Consider the following 24584-nt stretch of genomic DNA (forward strand, 5'->3'; position numbering starts at 1 on the left):
GCATTTTGTATAGAGACGACCTGACTACTTCAGCGGAGATCAAAGCTATGACCGAATGGCAAAAAACGAACTGGCGCAACAAGCCCCGGGTTCAGATGCCAGACTATATCGATGCGGCCGCGTTGGCCAAAGTCGAGGCTCAGCTTTCTCAGTATCCCCCGCTGGTCTTTGCTGGCGAAGCACGGCGTCTCAAGCAACATCTGGGTGCGGCCGGTCGCGGCGAGGCTTTCCTGTTGCAGGGCGGGGATTGTGCTGAAAGCTTTGAACAATTCAGCGCGGATGCAATTCGTGACACCTTTAAGGTGATGCTGCAGATGGCGATGGTACTGACCTATGGTGCCAAGGTGCCCGTGGTCAAAGTGGGCCGCATGGCTGGCCAGTTTGCCAAGCCGCGCAGTGCGCCGACCGAGGTTCTGGACGGTGTTGAGCTGCCCAGCTACCGGGGTGACATCATCAACGAGCTGGCTTTCACACCCGAAGCCCGCATCCCGAATCCCAGCAAGATGCTGCAGGCCTACACGCAGGCTGCCGCTACCTTGAACCTGTTGCGTGCATTCTCGACCGGCGGATTCGCCGATATGAGCATGGTGCATTCGTGGACATTGGGTTTCACAGATGAACAGGATGTTCAGAAATACTCGGAAATTGCAGACCGTATTCAAGACACGATCGACTTCATGGATGCCGCCGGGATCACAGCGGACACTACGCACGAGTTCTCAACCGTGGAGTTTTACACCAGCCATGAAGGCTTGCTGCTGGAATACGAAGAGGCTTTGACCCGTCTCGATTCGACGTCTGGCAACTGGTTGGCAGGGTCCGGTCACATGATCTGGATCGGCGATCGCACGCGTCAGCCAGACGGTGCGCATGTGGAATTCTGCAGCGGTGTTCTGAACCCGATTGGTCTGAAATGCGGCCCGACCACGACAGCCGAGGACCTCAAGGTTCTTATGGCCAAGCTGAACCCGGAAAACGAAGAGGGTCGCCTGACCCTGATTGCACGGTTTGGCGCAGGCAAGGCAGGCGAACACCTGCCGCGTCTGGTCAAGGCGGTTAAGGAAGAGGGCGCCAAGGTGACCTGGGTCTGCGACCCAATGCATGGCAACACGATCAAGTCGGCAACCGGGTATAAAACCCGTCCGTTCGACTCGGTCCTGCGTGAGGTACGCGACTTCTTTGGCGTTCATCAGGCCGAGGGTACGGTTCCCGGCGGTGTGCATTTCGAGATGACCGGTTTAGACGTCACCGAATGCACCGGGGGTGTGCGCGCGGTGACCGAAGAGGACCTGTCGGACCGCTACCACACAGCGTGCGACCCACGCTTGAACGCGTCGCAGTCCTTGGAACTGGCATTCCTGGTTGCAGAAGAACTGACCAACTTGCGCCGCGACCGCAAAAAGCGCGCCGCCGGTTAAGGTTATCAAAAATCAACGAAAAGGCGGGCTGCAAAGGCCCGCCTTTTTTGTTTGTGATTAGTCTTCGCGCGACACAACCAGCCTCAAATGTGAACCGGGACGGTCAATTTTTTGCTGATCTTCGGCGAAGCCTGTCTCGACCGTTTGTGACGGTTTGGGAACCTGCACATGCGACACCGGGCGCAAGTTGGTTTCTGAGATTGTGAACCGACGGGGTGTTGCACCGATTGCGCCGTCGCTGACCAATACGCCGAGAATGCGGCTGACATCACCCAGATCACTTTTCAACGGCAACAGAAGCATGCGGGCCTGCAATTGCACACGCCCCAGCCGGCCCGATGAGTCCAGGGTCAGATTCGCGATAGCTGGCTGTGCGAATACTTGTTCCGACACGGTTTTGATCTGGTCCCGTGCGCCGGGCTCAAAGAAAGAGGTTAGCGGCATACCACGCACTTCCATCCCGGCCAGCTGGTTCAAATGCCTCCCGGCCAGACGGAACCGGGTAAGTCCGGGGGCGATGCGTTCCAGAACGAAAGTGTATTCCAAAATGTTCTCTAGCCCGCGGGGGTCGATTTGCGACCGCATGGGAACCCCGTCACCTGTCAAAAGTGCCGTCCAATACGCCTCGGCCTGCCGGATGGGCGAAAGGCTGCGCCCGCTGTCAAAACGATCCATAGCGACGATCTTTCCAAAACTTGACTCGAAACCGTTCCCGAAAAAGGTTTTCATCATTATCACCCTGGCGCCTATCGACCGTCATTTTCCTAAAATGCGAAATACTGGGGACGTCTATCCGAGACCGGTGTTCGCACGTGTAAGACTGACGCAGGTTGAATCAATTTTGGAGTAAATCTTTAACGAATGGTTAACGACTGGCCGACAAAGGCAGAGTCAGCAAACTCTTGCCCTGTGCGCGCAGTTCGCATTAGGTGCGCCCAGCAAACTGAAAACTGGTAGCTATGGAAAGGGCAGGCATGATTAAATCCATGACGGGTTTCGCCTCGGGCAAAGGGGCGTTTGGGCCGCATAGCTGGACGTGGGAGTTGCGCAGCGTGAACGGCAAGGGGCTGGACATGCGTCTGCGCGTGCCGGACTGGTTGACCGGGCTTGAGGCCGCATTGCGCGCCGCCATGTCGAAACAACTCAGTCGGGGCAATGTGACATTGTCTTTGCGCCTCAGCCGAGATGAGACGCAGGCGGACCTGGTCCTGAACGAGACTGCCATGGGTGCCGTTCTTGAGGCTGTGGCGCGAACGCAGGAAATGGCCATTGCGCGGGACGTGACCCTTAGGCCCTCGACGGCCGCTGATCTGATCTCGCTCAAGGGTATGTTGGATGCGGGTAGTGATGGGGATGACCCGGGCCCATTGGTTGGCCAACTGACGACAGAGTTCACTGGCCTATTGGGCGAATTCATAGAAATGCGCCAGTCTGAGGGGCGGGCGCTGGCAACTGTTCTGGATGATCAACTAAGCCTGGTTGCTTCATTAACGGTCCAGGCGGCAGAGCTGGCAGAGCGGCGCAAGGACAAGATGGCCGAGGCGCTGCGGGATAATCTGGCGCGGGTGATGGACAACGCGCAGGGGGCTGATCCGGACCGCGTTGCACAGGAACTGGCGCTAATCACCGTCAAGGCGGACATCACCGAAGAGATTGATCGCCTGAAAGCGCATGTCGTGGCAGCCCGCGATCTGCTGGCGCAGGACGCGGCGGTCGGGCGCAAGCTGGATTTCCTGATGCAGGAGTTCAACCGCGAGGCCAATACTCTGTGCTCAAAGGCGCAAAGCGCCGATCTGACAGCACTAGGGCTTGAGTTGAAGGCCGTAATAGATCAGATGCGCGAGCAAGTGCAGAACGTAGAATAACCACAGGAGCGCCCAAATGGCGGATCGACGCGGCCTATTAATCATTCTGTCCTCGCCTTCGGGGGCTGGTAAATCGACTCTGGCGAAACGGTTGATGCAGTGGGATTCTGAGCTGGAGTTTTCGGTCTCGGCCACCACCCGCGCGCCACGTTCGGGGGAACATGAAGGGCGCGAGTATTACTTCCTGAGTGAGGATGCGTTTCGGCAGCAGGTGTCTGAGGGGCAAATGCTGGAACATGCGCACGTGTTCGGGAATTTCTACGGCTCACCTGCGGGTCCGGTACGAGAGTCCATAAACAGCGGCAAAGACGTTCTGTTTGACGTGGATTGGCAAGGCGAGGTGCAAATCCGCAATTCGGATCTGGGCAAGCACGCTTTGTCGATCTTTATCCTGCCGCCGTCGATCCCCGAGCTGCGCCGCAGGCTGGAAAGCCGCGGTCAGGACAGTGAAGACGTGATCGCAAAACGTATGCTGAAAAGCTGGGATGAGATTAGCCACTGGGGCTATTATGACTATGTTCTGATCAATGACGATCTGGATGCCACCGAAGAGAAGCTGAAAACCATCGTCAGCGCCGAACGCATGCGCCGCATCCAGCAGCCCAGCCTGCAGAACCATGTCCGCACGTTGCAAAACGAATTTGAGGGCTTGGCATGACCATTTACGCTTTGGGTGACCACGTGCCGCAAATCCATGAAGACACCTGGGTTGCGCCGGACGCAAACCTGATTGGGAAAGTCGTTCTGGAACAGGGTGCGTCGGTCTGGTTCGGTTGCACGATCCGCGCCGACCACGAAGAGATCCGCGTGGGCGAGGGCAGCAACGTCCAGGAAAACTGCGTCATGCATATCGACGCCGGGTATCCGCTGACCATTGGTAAGAACTGCACCATCGGACACAAGGTCATGCTGCATGGCTGCACGATCGGGGAAAACACGCTGATCGGGATGGGCGCGATTGTTCTGAACGGGGCGAAGATCGGAAAAAACTGTCTGATTGGTGCCGGCGCCCTGATTACGGAAGGCAAAGAGATACCCGATAACTCTCTGGTCATGGGGTCGCCGGGCAAAGTTGTGCGGGAACTGGATGAGGCTGCGGCGCAAAAAATCACCTTCAGTGCGCTGCATTATCAACAGAACATGCGCCAGTTTCGCAAAACTTTGAAACCTGTGTCCTAGGTTGATTCCAAACGCATCAAGAGTGACGGAAATGGCAAACGACCTGCTTGCTGAAATTGTGTCAGCCATACCGATGCCCACGCTTATGGTTGATCAGACCGAGCGCATCATAGCGGCCAACACCGAAGCCAAAACCATGCTGGGTCAGAACATCGAAGGCCGTCATTTCGCGACGATCCTTCGGCAGCCACAAGTTATCGACGCGATAGAGCAGAGCCTGCGTAACAAGGGCTCGACCAAAACGCGCCATTTGTCCAACGATGGTGCCCAGGACACCACTTTCGAAGTGCAATGCCGTTACATGAACGGTGTGGGCGCGGTGGAGGGCGGTGCCGTGATGGTTGTTTTCCAGGATGTCACGCATCTGGAACAGGCCGGACAAATGAGACGCGACTTCGTGGCGAATGTCAGCCACGAACTGCGCACGCCTTTGACCGCTCTTATGGGTTTTATTGAAACATTGCGTGGTCCAGCGCGAGACGATGCAGCTGCCCGTGAGCGGTTTCTGCAGATCATGACCGACGAAGCCAATCGAATGAACCGGCTGGTCGGCGATCTGCTATCCCTGAACCGGGTCGAGAGCGAAGAGCGAGTTCGCCCCAAAGAGCAGCTAGATCTGACGGGTCTATTGCAATCTACGCTGACAACGCTGCGTCCCCTGGCCGAGGCTGCAAATGTGGACCTGACACTGGATACGTCTTCGGGACCAATCTCGGTGACCGGAGACAGCGACCAACTGCGCCAAGTGTTTACGAACCTCGTTGAGAACGCCATCAAATATGGTGGCAGCGGCGGCAGTGTTGATGTGCGCATTCATGCATCTGAACGCGACACCGCCATGCGCGGTCCTGCGGTTCGGGTACAGATCGCAGACAAAGGCCCAGGCATTGATGCCGTACATCTGCCGCGCCTTACTGAGCGATTCTATCGCGCCGACAGTCACAGGTCCCGCGAATTGGGCGGTACAGGATTGGGCCTGGCGATTGTAAAGCACATCGTCAACCGCCATAGGGGCCGGTTGCGTGTCGAAAGCACCCTGGGCAAAGGTTCTGTATTTACAGTGATTTTGCCACGCTGATCTCGGACTTCCAGCGCGGGTCCATTTCGAACGCGAACGGTGTTCCGTGGGGTCAAGTTAAGAAAACGTAAGAAAATCGTTACGTGTCATAAAACCGTTACGAACTTGTCACAAAAGGCTTACCGACGCCTCTTAGGGGTTCGCCCCAAGATCATCATGGGGGTGATCAGAATTTACCTTTCTCAAGGAGACTGTAATGTCCTTTGTTAAACTGTCGGCTTCGGCTCTCACCATCGCTGCTGTATCGGCCACCACGGCCGCCGCTCGTGATCAGGTTCAGGTTGCAGGGTCGTCGACCGTTCTGCCTTACGCCTCGATCGTGGCTGAAGCCTTCGGTGAAAACTTTGACTTCCCGACACCGGTTGTTGAATCGGGTGGTTCCTCGGCAGGTCTGAAGCGTTTCTGTGAAGGTGTTGGCGAAAACACCATCGACGTTGCAAACGCATCGCGCCAGATCCGTGAAAAAGAAATCAAAGCCTGTGCCGAAAACGGCGTGACCGACATCATCGAAGTTCAGATCGGTTATGACGGCATCGTTTTCGCATCTGACATCAACGGCAACTCGTTCGAGTTCACGCCGGAAGACTGGTACAAAGCGCTGGCCGCGAAAATCGTTGTAGACGGTGAAGTCGTCGACAACCCGAACAAAACCTGGGCCGACGTGAACCCGGATTTCCCGGCGCAACCGATCGCAACCTTCATTCCGGGCACCAAGCACGGCACACGTGAAGTGTTTGAAGACAAGGTGATCCTGGCAGGTTGTGAGCACCTGGGCGATTTCGAAGTGTTCAAGGCAGCCGCCGGCGACGACAAGAAAGCGGCTGAAAAGCAGTGCATCGCCATCCGCACCGACGGCGTTTCGGTCGACATCGACGGTGACTACACCGAAACTCTGGCCCGTATCGACAGCAACAAAGACGGCATCGGCGTCTTTGGTCTGGCGTTCTACGAGAACAACACCGACAAGCTGCAAGTCGCAACCATGTCTGACGTTGTTCCTTCGACCGAGTCGATCGCAACCGGCGAATACCCGGTTTCGCGCCCGCTGTTCTTCTACGTTAAGAAAGCACATATCGGCGTGATCCCCGGCCTGAAAGAATATGCTGAGTTCTTCGTCGCCGACGAGATCGCAGGGCCCGACGGCCCGCTGGCAGAATACGGCCTGGTATCCGACCCTGAGCTGGTCAAGGTACAGGAAGCTGTTGCCAACGAAACCGTTCTGGGCGGCGGTTCCTAATCACACATACGAGCGGAACCGGGGCGGTTTTTCGCGCCCCGGTTCTTTTTGACTCCATCTCTGCCATCCCCACGGAGTTCTCATGGCGTTATCCTGGCTGTTGCTTATCCTGCTTGCGCTGGCAGTGATCGGATTTTTTGCGGGTCGGTCCCGCGCTCTGGCAAGTGCGGGTGGTAACGTCCGCGATTTGCATTCTTTACCGTCTTACTACGGTTACAACGTTGCGTTGACGGCTCTGGTTCCCGCAGTAGGGGTGCTGATCGTCTGGCTTCTTGCCCAGCCGATGATCGTAAACAGCACGGTATCCAGCCTCATTCCTGATCAGGCAGTGCCCGAAGGGTCGGAGCATGGCCTGATCATGAGTGAAGTGCGCCGCGTCGCATACGGCCTGGACGGCGCTGTCGCCAGCGGCGCGATGACCGAAACTCAAGCCCAGAACGGCAATGCGGATATTGAAGCGCTGACAAAAACGCTGAAAGACGCAGGCCAGGTTCTGACTCAGGACATCACACAGCCGATTTTGGTCGCGGCACAAAAGTTCCGCAGCATGACGTCCACAGGGACAGTTGCGATGCAGGTCGTGGTTTTGGCCTTGGCACTGCTTGGGGCAGCCTTCGCCTATGTACGTACGCACAAGGAATTTAGGGCCCGTAACGTGGTAGAGCAGGGGGTTCTGGCCTTGCTATTGCTGGCCGCGTCAATCGCGATCCTGACAACCATCGGCATTGTTCTTTCGATGCTTTTTGAGACGATGAACTTCTTTCAGCTGCATTCGTGGAAGGACTTCTTTTTTGGCAGCACATGGGCGCCGAACTTCCGCGGTGGCAGTGAGCTGTCGATCCTGCCGCTGTTGTGGGGCACGCTGTACATTTCAGTGATCGCGCTGCTTGTGGCGGTCCCAATTGGACTGTTCGCCGCGATCTATCTGTCCGAGTATGCCTCGGGTGTGACGCGGTCCATTGCCAAACCACTGCTGGAAATCCTCGCCGGTATTCCGACCATCGTTTACGGTCTGTTTGCTCTGCTGACTGTGGGTCCGGCGTTGGTGTCGATGTTCGGCGACGGTGGCATGCTGGGTGTGGGTTGGATGGCCAGCTCAAATGCGGTTCTGACTGCTGGGTTGGTTATGGGGATCATGTTGATCCCGTTTGTCTCGTCACTGTCGGACGACATTATCAACGCGGTGCCACAAACCATGCGCGACGGCTCGCTGGGTCTGGGTGCGACGCATTCGGAAACCGTGCGCAACGTGATTCTACCGGCCGCGCTGCCTGGTATTGTCGGCGCGATCCTTCTGGCCGCAAGCCGCGCCATTGGTGAAACGATGATTGTTGTGATGGCCGCCGGAGCGATTGCCAAATTCTCGGGCAACCCGTTCGAGGCGATGACAACCATCACCACGCGGATTGTCAGCCAGCTAACAGGTGATACCGATTTTGCCAGCCCCGAGACGCTGGTGGCCTTTGCGCTGGGTCTGACCCTGTTCATCATCACGCTGGGGCTGAACATCTTCGCCCTCTACATCGTACGCAAATACCGGGAGCAGTACGAATGACCGATATTTCCCAAACACCTGACGCTGCTCCGACCGCGAAGCCCAAAGGTGGTTCGCTGTTCGAAAAGGACGCACGCACCAAGCGCCGCAATGCGGCTGAAAGCCGGTTCAAAATGTACGGCATCGCCGCCATCGGGATCGGCTTGCTGATGCTAATTGTGCTGGTGGCCAATATTGTCACGGCCGGAACCGGTGCCTTTCAGCAAAGCTTTCTTGAATTGAATGTCGAGCTTAAGGCCGACAAGCTGGACAAGAAGGGCAACCGCAATATCGAGGATATCAAAAAGGTTTCGACCTTTGGTTATGCCCCTCTGATCGCGTCTGCGCTGGAAAGCGAAGTCGAAAAGCTGGGCATCCAGACAGACTTGAAACCCAAGGAGATGGGCAAGATCCTGTCCAAGGCCGCGCAGGCCGAGTTGCGGAACTATGTGATCGCCAACCCTGATGAGATCGGCAAGACCGTCAGCTTCCGCTTTTTGGTCAACAGCCGTGTCGATGGCTACATGAAAGGCCGCGTAACCCGCGAGTCGATTGCCAACGACAAGAGTATCTCGGTCGAACAGTTGGATTTCGTGGATCAACTACGCGATGCGGGTGTGCTGTACAAAGCCTTCAACCTGGATTTCATTTTCGGTGCAGATGCCTCTGACCAGCGGCCCGAAGCGGCTGGGATCGGTGTCTCCATGCTGGGTTCATTGTTCATGATGTTGGTGGTTCTAGCGTTGGCCTTGCCTATCGGTGTGGCGGCTTCGATTTATCTTGAAGAATTCGCGCCACAGAACCGGCTGACTGACATCATCGAGGTCAACATCTCGAATCTGGCCGCTGTGCCGTCGATCGTGTTCGGTATTCTGGGTCTGGCTGTGTTCATCAACTACATGCACCTCCCAACTTCGGCACCGCTGGTGGGTGGTCTGGTGCTGACACTGATGACCTTGCCGACGATCATCATCTCGACCCGCGCATCGTTGAAGGCGGTTCCGCCGTCGATCCGTGATGCGGCGCTTGGGGTAGGGGCCTCGAAAATGCAGGCCGTGTTCCATCACGTTCTGCCGTTGGCCGCGCCCGGTATTCTGACCGGCACCATCATTGGCCTGGCACAGGCGTTGGGGGAAACCGCACCGCTGCTGCTGATCGGTATGGTGGGCTTTATCGCCTCAAACCCGCCCGACGGAATTGTTGCGGGTTTCCTGTCGCCCAACTCGGCCATGCCGGCGCAGATCTATGAATGGTCCAAGCGCGCCGACCCGGCCTTTTATGAACGTGCATGGGGGGGCATCATCATCCTGTTGATCTTCCTCGTTACAATGAACACCATTGCGGTACTTCTGCGCCGCCGCTTTGAACGCCGCTGGTAAATGGGGGCTATTATGAATGATATGACACGAGTGGAGAGAACCGTGGACTCCAAAGCTATCAAGATCGCCGCCAACAACGTTCAGGTTTATTACGGCAACACGCACGCCATCAAAGACGTGGATGTCCAAATCGAGGACAAGACCGTAACGGCCTTTATCGGCCCATCGGGCTGCGGCAAGTCCACTTTTTTGCGCTGCCTCAACCGGATGAACGACACCATCGACATCTGCCGGGTCGAAGGCGATATCCTGCTGGACGGCGAAGACATTTATGACAAGCGCGTCGACCCGGTGCAGCTGCGTGCCAAGGTCGGAATGGTGTTTCAAAAACCCAACCCGTTCCCCAAATCGATCTATGACAACGTGGCCTATGGCCCGCGCATCCATGGCCTTGCAAAGAACAAGGCAGAACTAGATGATATTGTTGAGAAATCTCTGAGTCGCGCTGCGATCTGGGATGAAGTCAAGGACCGCTTGGACGCCCCCGGAACCGGCTTGTCCGGTGGTCAGCAGCAGCGCCTGTGTATTGCCCGCGCCGTAGCAACGGAACCTGAGGTTTTGCTGATGGATGAGCCTTGCTCGGCGTTGGACCCGATTGCCACAGCCCAGGTCGAGGAACTGATTGACGAACTGCGGTCGCGCTATTCGGTGGTGATCGTGACACACTCAATGCAACAGGCTGCGCGGGTCAGCCAGAAAACGGCGTTCTTCCATTTGGGTAATCTGGTTGAATTCGGCGAGACCGGCCAGATCTTTACCAACCCCGAAGACCCCCGCACGGAAAGCTACATCACCGGCCGTATTGGCTGAGGACAGGTATTTGAACATGACCGAACAACATATTGCATCCGCATTCGACCGCGACCTTGAAGCGGTTCAGGCCCATATTATGAAGATGGGTGGTCTGGTCGAGGCCGCGATCATGAACGCTGCGCGCTCGCTTGAAACCCGGGATGTCGAATTGGCCCAAGAGGTGCGTCAGGGCGACAAAGCCATTGATGCGCTTGAGGATCTGATCAACGAAGAAACCGCGCGAGTGATCGCGCTGCGGGCACCCACAGCGAGCGACCTGCGTCTGGTTCTGTCTGTTCTGAAGGTCTCGGCCAACCTGGAACGTATCGGCGACTATTCCAAAAACATTGCCAAACGCACCACGGTTCTTGTCGACGCCGGCGAGATCAACGGCAGTGCCGCAGCCCTGCGCCGTATGGCGCGCGAGGTCGAGCGGATGCTGCGCGACGCGTTGGACGCTTATATTCAACGTGACGCCGAATTGGCCGCTGACGTGATCCAGCGGGATGAAGAAGTAGACCAGATGTATAACGGCCTATTCCGCGAGTTTCTGACCTTCATGGCTGAAGATCCCCGCAACATCTCGTCGTGCATGCACCTGCATTTCATCGCAAAAAACATTGAACGGATGGGCGATCACGTTACAGCCATCGCTGAACAGGTGGTTTATCTGGTGACTGGGGAACGGCCGTCGGAAGCACGTCCCAAAGCTGATACCACCTCGCAAACCGCCTAGGAGGCAACGATTATGTCCGCTGATCAGCCTACGGTACTGGTTGTTGAGGATGAACTGGCCCAGCGTGAAGTGCTGGCTTACAACCTCGAAGCAGAAGGGTTTCGTGTATCCAAGGCAGCCAATGGCGACGAGGCATTGCTGCTAGTTGATGAAGACAGCCCGGACATCATCGTTCTGGACTGGATGATGCCCAACCTCAGCGGGATCGAAGTGTGCCGCCGCCTTAAAACGCGCCCGGATACACGATCGATCCCCATCATCATGCTTTCAGCCCGGTCGGAAGAGGTCGACAAGGTGCGCGGGCTGGAAACCGGGGCGGATGACTATGTGGTCAAGCCGTATTCGGTTGTCGAGCTTATGGCGCGCGTGCGCACACAGTTGCGCCGTGTTCGCCCGGCGACGGTCGGTATCAAGCTTGAATTTGCGGATATCATTCTGGATTCCGAGACACATAAGGTCAGCCGCAACAGCAAGCCGCTGAAACTGGGCCCGACCGAGTTTCGTCTGTTGAGCACGTTCATGGAAAAACCGGGTCGTGTCTGGAGCCGCGAACAGCTGCTGGACCGGGTCTGGGGGCGCGATATCTACGTCGACACTAGAACAGTTGACGTTCACATCGGCCGCTTGCGCAAGGCGCTGACACAGCATGGCGGTGAAGATCCCGTGCGTACGGTTCGCGGCGCAGGGTATGCGCTGGGGTAAAAACACGGGGCAGGGCGCACTGCCCTGTTCTATGCGGTTTACTCATGGTTCGTTGCGAAACTGTAGCTGTTATTTGCGGTTACGGCAGGGTATTTTGCGACAAAGCCGACTAGCGGAGAACCAAAATGAACGCCCCGAACACCAAACCAACTTTGCGCGCCAAAGATGCACCTGACATGGGGGCGTTCTCGTGGGACGATCCATTTCGTCTGGCGGATCAGCTAACAGAAGATGAGCGCATGATCGCCGCGAGTGCGCAGGCATATTGTCAGGAAAAGCTGCAACCACGGGTTCTGGAAGCTTTCCAGAACGAGGAAACGGACCCGGAAATCTTCCGCGAAATGGGTGAAATGGGCCTTTTGGGCACCACGATCCCCGAAGAATACGGCGGTCTTGGTGGCGGTTATTTGTCCTACGGCCTGGTCGCGCGCGAGGTTGAGCGTGTGGATTCTGGCTATCGCTCGATGATGTCGGTGCAAAGCTCATTGGTGATGTACCCGATCTATGCCTATGGCAGCGAAGAACAGCGCCGGAAGTACCTTCCAAAACTGGCCAGCGGCGAATGGATCGGTTGCTTTGGTCTGACAGAACCTGATGCCGGCTCGGACCCGGCGGGCATGAAAACCCGCGCGGAAAAGATCGACAGTGGTTATCGGCTGACCGGCAGCAAGATGTGGATCTCGAATTCACCCATCGCAGACGTCTTTGTGGTGTGGGCTAAATCCGATGCTCATGACGGCAAGATCCGAGGCTTTGTTTTGGACAAGGGTCTCAAAGGTTTGAGCGCGCCCAAAATTCAGAACAAGATGAGCCTGCGGGCATCGATTACGGGTGAGATCGTTCTGGACGGCGTCGAAGTGGACGAGGGCGCCTTGCTGCCGCATGTTCAGGGCCTGAAGGGTCCGTTTGGCTGTCTGAACCGTGCGCGCTACGGGATCAGCTGGGGCGTCATGGGCGCCGCTGAAAGCTGCTGGCACGGTGCGCGTCAGTATGGTCTGGACCGCAAACAGTTCAACAAGCCGCTGGCGCAGACGCAACTGTTCCAACGCAAACTGGCGGATATGCAAACCGAGATCGCCCTCGGCCTGCAAGCCAGCCTGCGCGTTGGCCGTTTGATGGATCAGGCTGAAGCAGCGCCCGAGATGATCTCGATCGTTAAGCGAAACAACTGCGGCAAAGCGTTGGACATCGCACGGAATGCCCGCGACATGCACGGTGGCAATGGCATCTCACTGGAATTCCAGGTTATCCGCCACATGGTCAATCTGGAAACTGTGAACACTTATGAGGGCACGCACGACGTTCATGCGTTGATTTTGGGGCGGGCACAGACCGGACTTCAGGCCTTCTACTAAGATAATCTAAATATCGCATAATCGGTATTATGGTAAAAACGTAGCATTGGCAATTTCCGGTTTTCCCAAAATTGCCAATGCCTTACGATGCCTTTCAAAACGTCCAATTCGGAGCCCCTGATGAACTTGAATGGCAAGACTGTGGTGATCACCGGTGCAGCTAACGGTATCGGTAAAGGTCTGGCAATCCGGTTCGCGCGCGAAGGTGCAACGGTCGTATGCGCAGACATAGACACCGAAGCTGCGCGATCCTTGGCCACAGAAATCAACGGACACGCGGTTACATGCGATGTTTCAGACGAAGCCAGTATCAAAGCGTTGATTGATCACGTCGAAGATGAGATTGGCCCGATTGATCTGTTTTGTGCAAATGCCGGCATCCTGACTCTTGGTGGTCTGGACGTTCCGGATGAAGACTGGGATCGGATCTGGAAGATCAACGTCATGTCGCATGTCTGGACCGCGCGTCATCTCGTTCCGCATATGATCGCGCGCGGCGGTGGCTACATCATGACAACGGCCTCGGCTGCAGGACTTTTGAACCAGCCTGGCGCTGCACCGTACGGCGTTTCTAAACACGCCGCCGTGGGCTTTGCCGAATGGCTGTCGCTGACATACAGCCATAAAGGCTTGCGCGTTTCCGTTCTATGTCCGCAAGCGGTTCGATCCGAAATGACACGTGGCTTTGAGGATTCGGTAGCGTCTATCGACGGTATGCTAGAGCCTGAAGACGTGGCCCAAGCCTGTGTCGAAGCCATTGAGTCCGAACAGTTTCTGGTGCTGCCGCATTCGAAAGTGTTGGACTACATTCGGCACAAATCCAGCAATTACGACAGTTGGCTCAGGGGCATGAACAAGTTAAATCAACAGCTTACGGGCGATGATTAAAGTTTCTTCTGCACTTTGCGCATCAGGCCTTCCTGCGTGACCGAAGCTACCAAAGTGCCGTCTTGTGCATAGATCGATCCTCGGTTGAAGTTGCGCCCTCGCCCGCTCCAGGGCGAATCCATCGAATACAGATGCCAGTTTTCAAAATGGATCGGCGCGTGGAACCACATGGCGTGATCCAGGCTGGCCCCATTGACCTGACCCGTAAACCAGCTGAGGCCATGCGGTCGCATACCTGATCCCATCAGATACATGTCTGACGCGTAAGTTAGCAGCAATTGCTGTGTGGCAGAATCCGCCCCCGCTGCGCCGGGCATGCGGAACCAGACCTGATTTCGATCGTCCGATTTTTCAGGATGGAACGGATCAAGATGGCTGGCCTCACGGACCTCGATCGGCCGTTCGCGTGTCAGCTCACCACGCATGTGGTTGGGTACCAAATCCACGTATTTCTTGCGCAGTTCAGTGCGCGACGGATAACTTTCCGGATCCTCCATCTGGGGCATCTCATGGTGATGATCCCAGCCTTCATCCTGAATGTGAAACGAGGCCGATACGTTCAAGATCTGTTTGCCATGTTGTATCGCGACCACGCGCCGTGTGGTAAATGAACCTCCATCCCGGGCCCTATCAACTTGATAAATAACAGGAATAGATGGATCACCTGGGCGAATAAAATACGCATGCAGCGAATGGCACAGCCGATCATCCACAGTACGGTACGCCGCCGCCAGAGCCTGCGACACCACCTGCCCGCCAAAGATTCGCGTCGGAGTCTCGCCGCCTGACCCGGTGCCTCGGAACAGGTCAACTTCGAGCCTCTCGAGGTTCAAAAGGTCAAGAAGGACACGTTCTGCTTCGGTCATTGGCGACTCTCCGGTTGGCTATGAAAAAGGCGTATCAGCGCCACCCGGGTCAATCAACCAACGCGCCCATTACCAGCGCCTTTAGCTCGGATCGGGACGGGTAAGAACTGGACGGCGACAATTGGGTGAAGAATACGGCCGACAGATCGTTGCTGCGGTCAATCCAGAAGAATGTCGAAGCCATACCGCCCCAACTAAAATCACCTAATGACCCAGGTGTTCGGGTTCTGCCAGGGTTTATGATGACAGACCCGGCCAGACCAAATCCCATGCCTTCCATCGGTTGCTCGGCAAAGCTTTGCGGGCCCATCGAGGCGATATCGCCCGGCAAGTGGTTTTGCAGCATGAAGTCGACTGTCTTTGGACCCAGCAAGCGGTAGCCGTTGCCCTGCCCCCGGTTTCGCATCATCTCGGTGAATTTGACGTAGTCGTCGATCGTGCTAACCAGACCGCCACCGCCCGAAAAGGTCGTCGCCTTTTCAAATGGGGATGCGCCTGTCTCGTCTGTCAATCGCAGGGTGTCGTCGCCGGTCTCGGCTGAATTCAGCGCCATCGCGTCCCCGGCCAACGGCGTATAGAGAGACGCGAACCGATCCCCTGCCCCTTTGGGCACAGAAAATCCGGTCTCGGCCATCTCTAGCGGTTCAAAGATCTCTTGCGCGAAGAACTGATCCAAGGTTTTGCCGGACACAACCTCGACCACGCGGCCCAATACATCAGTGGAAACTGAATATTCCCAACGGGTTCCGGGCTGGAACGCCAATGGCAGTTGTGCCAGTGCGCCGATCCTGTCCTTCAAAGGCCCTTGATTGGGGCTAAAAATCAGCTTCTGTGCATCCATCGCTGCCGGGAGAACACCGGGATTGAACGGATAACTGAATCCGCTTGTGTGGGTCAGTAGCTGATGCAGTGTCGGGGATGGTGCATCTTCGGTTTGATCCAGCCTCTCCGCCTCGGGAACAAGAGCCTGAACGGAAGCAAATTCAGGCAGAAATTCAGAAAGTTGCGCGTCGAGGTGAAACAACCCACGCTCGGCCAGCATCATGACCGCGACCGAGGTGATGGGTTTCGTCATAGAATAGATCCGCACAAGCGTATCGCGCTGAAACGGTAGGTCCTTTTCAACATTTCTAAGGCCACAGGCGTGAAAAAACCCCTCGGACCCGTGGTGGGTCAATAGTAATGAACTGCCCGCGTATTTGCGCTCATCGACATAGCGCTGCATCCAGTCCCGTATGCGGTTCAGGCGGGCGGGATCAAGGGTGGTCTGGCTGCGCATGGGTTTCTCGAACCTCCTCGGCGGTTTGTTTGATCTTGACCGGTGACGCACTGAATTAATAGAGGAATTCCTGATTTCCCACATCGTGACCAACGGCCAGTGCGCGCCAGCCTTCCCGCCTGTACACTAGACGCGTTATAGATTCGTCTGGTGGTTCAGAGTTCATTTCACAGATCGTCGTATCGGAGTTTAGACAATGACGCAGACCATAGATTTCATTTTCGATTTTTGCAGCCCAAACGCATTTCTGGCCCATAAGGTTTTGCCCGAACTGGCGAAACGAAATGGCATGCAGGTAAGCTATGTGCCCGTGTTACTGCCCACAATATTCAAGGCGACGCATAATCAGAACCCGTTCGAGGCATTTTCGGAAAATCGCCAGAAAACGGCCTATTTGACTCATGATCTTCATCGCTTTGCTCGCAGACGCGGATTGAGCTTTCATATGAGTCCGCATTTCCCGGTGAACACAAAATTTGCCACGCGCGGCGCTGTATTCGCCTCGGGAAAATCATGGGAACCCAAATACATAAACGCAATATTTGATGCGATTTGGGTGCATGGCCAGAAAGTTGATGAACTGGGAGTGCTGATGGATATCTTGCAGGAAAACAAACTTCCTGCGCGCAAGATCCGCGAGGCTATGACGGGTGCCGAAATAAAGCAGCGGCTCAAAGAGCAATCCAAAGCCGCCGTAAAGCAAGGTGTATTCGGTGTGCCCACAATGTTTGTGGGCACCGAGATGTTCTTTGGCAAAAACAGCCTTGGCAATATTGAGTTGGAGCTTTCCCGGCCATCAGCCTGACGGAAGATCTACGATTTCAGTGCTTCCAGCCCGTGTTTTGCAAACACCGGAACATAAGCCCCAAATACCTGCGCGCGTTTGGGATCAGACGCGTTGCCATCCAATGCGCGCTTGTACACACCCTGTAGAATTCCGGCCATTCGGAAGAAATTGAACGCCAGATAGAACCCGAAATTTTTGATTCCGGGTAAGCCGCGACGCTGGCAATATCGCCCGATAAACTCTTGATCTGACGGTATTCCCCGGGCTTGACGGTCGATGCCTGCCAACCCGCGCCCCTCGTTTCCGGGGGGTAATTGCCACTGCATGATGACTGCCGCCAGATCTGCGTATGGGTGCCCAATCGTCGACAGCTCCCAATCCAGAACGCCAATGCAGCGCGAACCGTTTTGCTCGAACATCAGATTATCAATGCGGTAGTCACCATGCACCAAAGTTCGCTGACCGTCATCGTTTGGAATGGCCCCCTCAAGCGCGGAAATAAGCGCGTCCATTTCGGGGATGGTCGTTGTCTCGGATGCGCGATACTGCTTGGTCCAACGGGCAATTTGGCGCTCAAAGTAGTTGCCCGGCGGGCCATAATCGGACAGGCCTACCGCGTCCACATCGACGTCATGCAAATCGGCCAGCACGCGGTTCATTTCGTCGAATATACCACTGCGAGTTGGGTTGTCGGCCTCATCCGTCGTAGGTTCAAGGAATACACGCCCCTGCAACCGTTCCATGACATAAAACGCCGAACCGATGATGTCGTCATCCTCGCAAAGCAGCATCATCCGAGGGACCGGAACCGCGCTATCGGCCAGTGCGCTTTGAACGCGAAACTCGCGTTCCACAGCATGGGCTGATTTCAGCAAAACGCCTGGCGGCTTACGGCGCAGCACGTAAGTCTTGGACGGTGTGCGCAGTTCGAAAGTCGGGTTGGATTGTCCAATGGCGAACTTCGTCGCTTCCAGCGGCCCCATGTAACCGTCCAAATTTGCGCTGAGATAGGTGTCTAGCGCCGTCAGGTCGAGTTGTGATTTATCACGCATTTCCAATAACTATTCCCCCGGCCCTATAGTGCTTCGGCGAAGAGATTACCGGCGGTCACCACGTTTAGGCCCCCAGAAACCGGGATGACGGCTCCGGTCACATAGCTTCCGCCACGCCCGCACAGGAACAACATACACCCGGCGATATCTTCGTCGCGACCTACACGGCCCAACGGAACTGTCTTGCCAACCTTTTCGCGCGTCCCCTCGTCTGCCGTCGCAAAGGCGGTCATCCGTGACACAAATGGTCCCGGGGCAAGCGCGTTTACAGTGACGTGATAGGGCGACAATTCCTTGGCCAGAATCTTGGTCAGGTGCAGCACCGCAGCTTTGGATGCAGAATAGCTGTAAGCACCGTCGCCCATCGGTACCTCACCCATTACTGATCCAACGTTGACGACGCGCGCCGGATCATCAGGTGTTCCGGACTTCATCAGCATCGGCAACAGGCGCTGCGTCAGTTCGAACAGACCAGCGACGTTGACGGAATTGACCTTTTCCCACGCGTGATGGGGAAACTGTCCCAGCGGTGAACCCCAAGAGATGCCCGCATTATTCATCAGGATATCAAGGGTATCCGTGCGATTCTTGACCTCATCGACCATGGCCAGAACGCCTTCTTCCGTTCCGACATCTCCGCTGAAACCTTCGGCGCTTCCGGGCGCGTTGAGAGCATTCAGCTCGGCCGCGACGGTTTCACAGGCTTCCCCCTTGCGCGACGCGATCAGCACGCGTGCCCCTGCCCTTACAAGCGATTCCGCAGCCATCCGGCCAATGCCGGTGGCACCACCTGTCACCAGTGCGGTTTTTCCCTGCAGCGAAAATAGGGTTTCAGGGGTCATGGTCTGCTCCTCGGTTTTGAATTGTGGCACAGGTGGCGATTTTCGGCGAGATTTGCACCCTGCGGAATTCTTGACAACATTCACCGCTGCGCCAAAGGTCCTCTCAACCGAATAACAAGGACAAGACAGTCATTATGCAAGCGTTACTCAGCGTCGCGCCGGGCGGACCGGATACTTTGGAACTTACGACCCAGCCCGACCCGGTGCCAGGAAAGGGAGAGTTGCTGGTCGGGGTTAAGGCTGCTGGCGTCAATTTCCCCGATACGTTGATGATCCAAGACCTGTATCAGATTAAACCACCCAGACCATTTGCCCCGGGTGGGGAAATTGCGGGTGAGGTATTGGGCGTTGGCGAAGGCGTGACCGGATTCGAGGTTGGGGACAGGGTTCTGGCGCTGACCGGATATGGCGGTTTTGCTACGCAATTGACGGTCAAGGCGGCCGTAGCCGTGAAATTCCCCACATCGATGTCATTTGATGACGCTGCATGTTTCATTTTCACCTACGGCACGTCCTATCACGCGCTGAAAGACCGTGCCGCATTGCAGCCTGGTGAAACGCTTTTGGTGCTGGGTGCCGCAGGTGGTGTCGGTAGCGCGGCCATTGAGCTGGGCAAGGCGATGGGCGCACGTGTCATAGCGGCCGTATCTTCTCAGGAAAAGGCGGATTTTTGCCGTCAAATCGGCGCGGACGACACAATAGTATATTCCCGCCAGATGGATCGTGATGCCCAAAAGGCATTCTCTGGTGAAATCAAGGCCATAGCGGGCGCAAATGGCGTGGATGTCGTCTATGATGCCGTTGGTGGGGATTATGCCGAACCAGCGCTGCGCAGCATGGCGTGGAATGGCCGGTTCCTTGTTGTCGGGTTTCCGGCCGGTATTCCCAAAGTCCCACTCAATCTACCATTGTTGAAGGGCTGCCAGATCGTTGGCGTGTTCTGGGGGGCTTCGGTCTATCGTGATCCCAAAGGCCATGCCGAAAATGTCAGCGAGTTGTTCGACTTATACACCAATTCACAGATAAAGCCGCAAATCAGTCGGCGGTTTCCTTTAGCGGATGCAAGCGAGGCACTGACATTATTGAACGACCGCACCGTTCTTGGAAAAGTTGTGGTAACGATGCCAGAATCCTGACTGGTTTTCGACACTTGGTTCAAGATCAGATGGTGTTAGATGCGCGACACTCGCCTGATGAGTGCGCAGGTTGGTGGACATCCATGCCTAATCACGTTTATCAACCAGTAAAGGGACGGAGAATGAATGCATAAAGTTCTGATTTTGAACGGTCCGAACCTGAACTTGCTGGGCACACGACAACCCGAGGTTTATGGCCGTACAACGCTGAAAATGGTCGAAGAAACCTGTGTAAGTCACGGCGCGTCGATCGGGTTGGACGTATCACACCTGCAATCCAATCACGAAGGTGTGCTGATCGACGCGATCCACGCGGCCAAGGGCAATCAGGATGGGATCATTCTGAACGCCGGGGCGTATACCCACACCTCGGTCGCTTTGATGGATGCGATCGCTTCTGTAGAGCTGCCAGTTGTTGAGGTTCACCTTTCGAACATACACGCCCGCGAACCCTTCAGGCACAAATCCTATGTGGCGCCGGTTGCGCTGGGACAGATCTGCGGCTTTGGGCTTCAGAGCTATGTGATGGCGTTGGATGCGCTGTCGGCGCATTTGCAAAATGAGGGGCCCGTATGAAGCTGGGTGAGTATCTGAATTTCCTCAGCTACGTCAAAACTCTGGAAGAGCTTTGGGACGCTCATTGCCGCCAGATGGCAATTTTCGGTTTCGACCGTCTGCTATACGGCTATACGCGCTACAGGACCGAAACGTCTTTGGGAGACCCCGAAGACTTCACCATCCTTACAAACCACGGCAAAGAGTACATCGATGGTTTCGTGCGCGATGGGCTGTACTTTCATGCACCCATGCTGAAATGGGCGCTGCACAATGAAGGCGCGGCCAGTTGGAGAATGATTCAGGATATGAATTCCGACGGCACGATGACCGCCCAGGAACGCCAGGTATACGAGTTCAACCGGTCAAAAGGCGTTGTGGCGGGATACACTATCAGTTTCACCTCGGTTTCGATGCGGTCCAAGGGGGCGATCTCTCTTTCGGCTGGTGGTGCCACTAGCCAGGATGAGGTTGACGCAATCTGGGCTGAACATGGCGATGACATCTTGTTGATGAACAATGTCGCGCATCTGAAGATACTTACCCTGCCCTACAACACCCCCAATCGCGCTCTGACGAAGCGGCAGCGCGAGGCGCTGGAATGGGTTGGAGATGGGAAGACGACGCAAGACATAGCGCTTTTGATGGGCCTGACATCGGCGACCGTTGAAAAGCATTTGAGGCTGGCCCGGGAGTCCCTTTCAGTGGAAACAACTGCGCAAGCCGTGCTCAAAGCATCCCTGCAAAATCAGATGTTCATCATGGAAGCATGATGTGTTTTTTTTGACGCTAAATTGCGTCAATTTACGTAGGGTAAGGAAATCATGACTTCCCGAATCTGAGCCCCAGTTGCAAAGTGATATTGTTCCGTGAGTGGTGGCTTTAGCCTGGGAACGTTTTGATCGGATCTTTGCAATACCAAAGCTCTCCGGTCGCTCTGACATAAAGGCGTCTATTTGTCCGCGTCTCTTAGTCGGAATTTTGGGGGGCCTCGACCATCCCCATCTGCGGGGCCCCTCAATCCTTCCGATAGTAGTGTATGATCTGTTGTTCCTAACGCCGGAAGGCGCAAAAAAACCGACTACAGGAAAGTAGCCGGTTTTATTCTGTTCAGTTTGAGGCCCCTTTCAGGGCCTCTTCCAGAATTAGCCCTGTACGGCTTTGGCAACTTCAGCTGCGAAGTCTTCTTTTTCGACCACGATGCCTTCGCCAACTTCCAGACGGACGAAACCAGTGATGGTTGCGCCTGCTTCTTTGGCAGCGGCTTCGACGGTCAGGTCAGGGTTCACAACGAACGACTGGTTCAGCAAAGTTGATTCCGCTACGAATTTCTTCATACGGCCAACGATCATTTTTTCGATCACTTGCTCCGGCTTGCCGGATTCGCGGGCGATGTCCATCTGAACCTGCTTTTCTTTTTCGACAACAGCCGGGTCCATGTCCGCTTCGGACAGGGCCGCCGGGTTCACAGCTGCAATGTGCATCGCAATCTGCTTGCCGATCACTTCGTCACCACCGGACAGAGCAACCAGTACACCGATTTTGCCCATGCCGTTGGTGGCTGCGTTGTGAACGTAGGACACAACAGTGTCGCCTGACAGTTTCGCCATGCGGCGAACCGACATGTTCTCACCAATGGTGGCGATCTTGTCGGTCAGGGTGTCAGCAACGTTCTTGCCGCCCAGATCAGCGGCCAACAGAGCTTCGACATTGTCGACGCCTTCTGCCGCGTAAGCGATCTTGCCAACCATTTCCTGGAATTCGGCGTTCTTTGCGACGAAGTCGGTTTCCGAATTCACTTCGACAGCAACACCGTTGCCACCGTTGACGTGAACTGCAACCAGACCTTCTGCTGCAGTACGGCCGGATTTCTTGGCCGCTTTGGCCAGACCTTTGGTGCGCAGCCAATCAACGGCTTCGTCCATGTTTCCACCGGTTTCGGTCAGCGCTTTTTTTGCGTCCATCATGCCTGCGCCGGTCGAGTCGCGCAGTTCTTTAACCATTGCTGCTGTGATTGCCATCTTTTGGCTCTCCTCAATTCAAACGGAATTGGGGCAGGTCTACCCTGCCCCATATGTCATTTACGTGACGGGCAGCTTACGCTTCGGCTTTGGCTTCCGGCGTGGCTTCTTCTGCAACGGGTGCTTCTTCCGCAACGACTTCTTCAACCGGTGCTTCTTCGAATGCGCCCAGGTCAACGCCTGCAGCACCCATCTGAGCGGTCATACCGTCCAGAGCGGCACGAGCAACCAGATCGCAATACAGAGAGATCGCGCGCGCTGCGTCGTCGTTGCCGGGGATGATGTAATCAACACCATCGGGCGAGCAGTTGGTGTCGACAATTGCCACAACCGGGATACCCAGCTTGTTGGCTTCGGCGATGGCCAGTGCTTCTTTTTTGACGTCGATGACGAACAGCAGATCAGGAACGCCGCCCATTTCGCGGATACCGCCCAGCGATGCCTGCAGTTTGCCCTGGTCACGTTCCATGCCCAGACGCTCTTTCTTGGTCAGGCCTTCGGCGCCTGATTCCATGGCTTCGTCAATCTGGTTCAGACGGTTGATCGACTGGGAAACGGTTTTCCAGTTGGTCAGCGTGCCGCCCAGCCAGCGGTGGTTCATGTAGTACTGAGCCGACTTTTCAGCGGCTTCTGCGATCGGCTGAGCTGCCTGACGCTTGGTACCGACGAACAGAACGCGGCCACCTTTTGCGACGGTGTCACGAACAGCCTGCAAAGCCTGGTCCAGCATTGGAACAGTCTGGGTCAGGTCCATGATGTGGATGCCATTGCGCGAGCCGTAGATGAACGGGCCCATGCGGGGATTCCAACGCTGTGTCTGGTGACCAAAGTGAACGCCAGCTTCCAGCAGCTGACGCATGGTGAACTCGGGAAGAGCCATGCTATTTTCCTTTTCCGGTTTACGCCTGGGCGGGGGTGAAAGAAGCGGATGCTCCAACCGGCGGGCCAGATAAGGATGTCTCCCTCAAATAGCCCAAACCCCGCCTGCGGGTTTTAATGGCGCGCGTATACGGTAGGATTTCGTCCTGTGCAAGTGCCAAATGGCCTTATTTTTCAAGCCGCGCAATTGCATGCGCGTGACGCACTGCCTCTTCGCAATGTGCCGCCAACGCCTTGCGGTCGGCAAAATCGCTGACTTTGGCTGGAACGTGGTAAATCAATTCCACCGTCCCCTGCCGACGCGCGCCCAAGGTCTTGAGAAGATGCGGGGCAAAATCCATATCGCCCCACCAGCCATAGAACCTGCCAGGCTGCCCTTTTGGCGCGTGAAAGACTACGGAAACAGGCTGAACATACATAAAGTCCCGCAATTCATCCGAGAAGAACGCGGCGAAAAGCGTTGTTTTAAAGGGCAAAACACGAAGGCCGTCGGTCGAGGTGCCCTCGGGAAAAAACAACAACTTATGCCCGACTTTCAAGCGCTCTTCAAAGATCAGGGTCTGTTCGCGGGCTTTCTTGCGATCTCGTTCGATAAACACCGTGCCCGTGGCGCGGGCTAGCCAGCCGATACCCGGCCATTTGGCCACCTCGGCCTTGGACACGAAGTACACCCGCTTACGGGCGTTCAGCGCAAAGATGTCGAGCCAAGAAGTGTGGTTCGCGACCACAGCGCCGCGTTCGCGCATCAATTCACCGGAACTGCGAAAGCCGATGCCAAGAAGCCGGAGCGCATTGCGGCAGACAAACTGCGCAATGAACGGTGTGATCGGACGCCGTAAACCGAACAGCGGGCGCTCGAACAGGCGAACGGTCAACAAAACGAGCAGCCCGCCAAAAACCAGCAATGCCAAGGGAAGGCCGCGCAAGATTACCAATGCCCAGCCAAATACGCCCAATTCAATCGGGTCTGGCGCGTCGTCACTGTCCCAAAGCGGATCGTTCAC

General features: G+C 56.0%; 25 protein-coding genes. 17 read left to right on the forward strand and 8 right to left on the reverse strand.

The window, feature by feature from the left end; genetic code table 11:
- The first annotated feature begins 47 nt into the window (after positions 1–47).
- On the forward strand, positions 48–1418 hold the full coding sequence (locus AC2FJE_RS00790; protein WP_113790616.1) for a class II 3-deoxy-7-phosphoheptulonate synthase: 1371 nt from the start codon (positions 48–50) through the stop codon (positions 1416–1418).
- Positions 1419–1475: 57 nt separating this feature from the next.
- On the opposite strand, the gene AC2FJE_RS00795 is transcribed toward AC2FJE_RS00790, so the two are convergent.
- The gene (locus AC2FJE_RS00795) at positions 1476–2093 is read right to left on the reverse strand and encodes a PAS domain-containing protein (protein WP_496754054.1); all 618 of its coding nucleotides are present in this window, start codon (positions 2091–2093) and stop codon (positions 1476–1478) included.
- 299 nt (positions 2094–2392) lie between these two features.
- Between AC2FJE_RS00795 and AC2FJE_RS00800 the strand changes: the two genes are divergently transcribed.
- From AC2FJE_RS00800 to AC2FJE_RS00855, 12 genes are all read left to right on the forward strand, one after another.
- Positions 2393–3283 carry a YicC/YloC family endoribonuclease gene (locus AC2FJE_RS00800; protein ID WP_496754050.1) on the forward strand — a complete coding sequence of 297 codons (891 nt, stop codon included), beginning with the start codon at positions 2393–2395 and terminating at the stop codon, positions 3281–3283.
- 16 nt (positions 3284–3299) lie between these two features.
- Positions 3300–3941 carry a guanylate kinase gene (gene gmk / locus AC2FJE_RS00805; protein ID WP_058277945.1) on the forward strand — a complete coding sequence of 214 codons (642 nt, stop codon included), beginning with the start codon at positions 3300–3302 and terminating at the stop codon, positions 3939–3941.
- Positions 3938–4462 (forward strand): gamma carbonic anhydrase family protein, encoded by a 525-nt coding sequence (locus AC2FJE_RS00810; protein WP_496754046.1) that lies wholly within the window; start codon positions 3938–3940, stop codon positions 4460–4462. The genes gmk and AC2FJE_RS00810 overlap by 4 nt, the downstream gene beginning before the upstream one ends.
- A gap of 31 nt (positions 4463–4493) precedes the next feature.
- A complete protein-coding gene (locus AC2FJE_RS00815) occupies positions 4494–5540 on the forward strand; it encodes an ATP-binding protein (protein ID WP_496760439.1) in 1047 nt (348 codons plus the stop codon).
- A gap of 196 nt (positions 5541–5736) precedes the next feature.
- Complete coding sequence (locus tag AC2FJE_RS00820) at positions 5737–6777, forward strand: substrate-binding domain-containing protein (RefSeq protein ID WP_472723771.1); 1041 nt, start codon at positions 5737–5739, stop codon at positions 6775–6777.
- 82 nt (positions 6778–6859) lie between these two features.
- Entirely contained in the window at positions 6860–8332 is a 1473-nt protein-coding gene (pstC, locus tag AC2FJE_RS00825; protein ID WP_496760442.1) for a phosphate ABC transporter permease subunit PstC, read from the forward strand.
- Positions 8329–9690, forward strand: a complete 1362-nt coding sequence (gene pstA, locus AC2FJE_RS00830; protein WP_496760444.1) for a phosphate ABC transporter permease PstA — start codon at positions 8329–8331, stop codon at positions 9688–9690. The genes pstC and pstA overlap by 4 nt, the downstream gene beginning before the upstream one ends.
- A 12-nt stretch (positions 9691–9702) precedes the next feature.
- On the forward strand, positions 9703–10500 hold the full coding sequence (gene pstB / locus AC2FJE_RS00835) for a phosphate ABC transporter ATP-binding protein PstB (protein WP_496754039.1): 798 nt from the start codon (positions 9703–9705) through the stop codon (positions 10498–10500).
- 16 nt (positions 10501–10516) lie between these two features.
- On the forward strand, positions 10517–11218 hold the full coding sequence (gene phoU / locus AC2FJE_RS00840) for a phosphate signaling complex protein PhoU (protein WP_058271623.1): 702 nt from the start codon (positions 10517–10519) through the stop codon (positions 11216–11218).
- 12 nt (positions 11219–11230) lie between these two features.
- The gene (gene phoB, locus AC2FJE_RS00845) at positions 11231–11920 is read left to right on the forward strand and encodes a phosphate regulon transcriptional regulator PhoB (protein WP_109311502.1); all 690 of its coding nucleotides are present in this window, start codon (positions 11231–11233) and stop codon (positions 11918–11920) included.
- Between the two features lie 125 nt (positions 11921–12045).
- A complete protein-coding gene (locus AC2FJE_RS00850; RefSeq protein WP_496760446.1) occupies positions 12046–13275 on the forward strand; it encodes an acyl-CoA dehydrogenase in 1230 nt (409 codons plus the stop codon).
- Between the two features lie 120 nt (positions 13276–13395).
- Positions 13396–14163: an SDR family oxidoreductase gene (locus AC2FJE_RS00855; protein ID WP_496754034.1), complete on the forward strand. Its 768-nt coding sequence runs from the start codon at positions 13396–13398 to the stop codon at positions 14161–14163.
- Here the strand turns inward: AC2FJE_RS00855 and AC2FJE_RS00860 are convergent.
- Positions 14160–15029 carry an acyl-CoA thioesterase gene (locus tag AC2FJE_RS00860; RefSeq protein WP_496754032.1) on the reverse strand — a complete coding sequence of 290 codons (870 nt, stop codon included), beginning with the start codon at positions 15027–15029 and terminating at the stop codon, positions 14160–14162. The genes AC2FJE_RS00855 and AC2FJE_RS00860 overlap by 4 nt on opposite strands.
- Before the next feature lie 49 nt (positions 15030–15078).
- Positions 15079–16308, reverse strand: a complete 1230-nt coding sequence (locus tag AC2FJE_RS00865) for a serine hydrolase domain-containing protein (RefSeq protein WP_496754030.1) — start codon at positions 16306–16308, stop codon at positions 15079–15081.
- Positions 16309–16504: 196 nt separating this feature from the next.
- Here AC2FJE_RS00865 and AC2FJE_RS00870 point away from each other — a divergent pair, with 196 nt between their 5' ends.
- Entirely contained in the window at positions 16505–17113 is a 609-nt protein-coding gene (locus AC2FJE_RS00870) for a 2-hydroxychromene-2-carboxylate isomerase (protein WP_282168315.1), read from the forward strand.
- An 8-nt stretch (positions 17114–17121) separates the two neighbouring features.
- On the opposite strand, the gene AC2FJE_RS00875 is transcribed toward AC2FJE_RS00870, so the two are convergent.
- Together AC2FJE_RS00875 and AC2FJE_RS00880 are read right to left on the reverse strand one after the other, a co-directional pair.
- Positions 17122–18147, reverse strand: a complete 1026-nt coding sequence (locus AC2FJE_RS00875) for a phosphotransferase family protein (RefSeq protein ID WP_496754028.1) — start codon at positions 18145–18147, stop codon at positions 17122–17124.
- Between the two features lie 23 nt (positions 18148–18170).
- A complete protein-coding gene (locus AC2FJE_RS00880) occupies positions 18171–18989 on the reverse strand; it encodes an SDR family oxidoreductase (RefSeq protein WP_496754026.1) in 819 nt (272 codons plus the stop codon).
- Between the two features lie 134 nt (positions 18990–19123).
- Here AC2FJE_RS00880 and AC2FJE_RS00885 point away from each other — a divergent pair, with 134 nt between their 5' ends.
- From AC2FJE_RS00885 to AC2FJE_RS00895, 3 genes are all read left to right on the forward strand, one after another.
- The gene (locus tag AC2FJE_RS00885; RefSeq protein WP_496754024.1) at positions 19124–20125 is read left to right on the forward strand and encodes an NADPH:quinone oxidoreductase family protein; all 1002 of its coding nucleotides are present in this window, start codon (positions 19124–19126) and stop codon (positions 20123–20125) included.
- A 126-nt stretch (positions 20126–20251) separates the two neighbouring features.
- Positions 20252–20701, forward strand: a complete 450-nt coding sequence (gene aroQ, locus AC2FJE_RS00890; RefSeq protein ID WP_496760448.1) for a type II 3-dehydroquinate dehydratase — start codon at positions 20252–20254, stop codon at positions 20699–20701.
- Positions 20698–21453, forward strand: coding sequence for a helix-turn-helix transcriptional regulator (locus AC2FJE_RS00895; RefSeq protein WP_058271634.1), 756 nt, complete (start codon positions 20698–20700; stop codon positions 21451–21453). The genes aroQ and AC2FJE_RS00895 overlap by 4 nt, the downstream gene beginning before the upstream one ends.
- Before the next feature lie 372 nt (positions 21454–21825).
- Here the strand turns inward: AC2FJE_RS00895 and tsf are convergent, their stop codons facing one another.
- From tsf to olsA, 3 genes are all read right to left on the reverse strand, one after another.
- A complete protein-coding gene (tsf, locus tag AC2FJE_RS00900; RefSeq protein WP_108858613.1) occupies positions 21826–22701 on the reverse strand; it encodes a translation elongation factor Ts in 876 nt (291 codons plus the stop codon).
- Between the two features lie 76 nt (positions 22702–22777).
- On the reverse strand, positions 22778–23581 hold the full coding sequence (gene rpsB, locus AC2FJE_RS00905; RefSeq protein WP_058271914.1) for a 30S ribosomal protein S2: 804 nt from the start codon (positions 23579–23581) through the stop codon (positions 22778–22780).
- Positions 23582–23747: 166 nt separating this feature from the next.
- Positions 23748–24584 carry a lyso-ornithine lipid O-acyltransferase gene (gene olsA, locus AC2FJE_RS00910; protein ID WP_496754020.1) on the reverse strand — a complete coding sequence of 279 codons (837 nt, stop codon included), beginning with the start codon at positions 24582–24584 and terminating at the stop codon, positions 23748–23750.

It is taken from the genome of Ruegeria sp. CDSC002 (assembly GCF_059610905.1).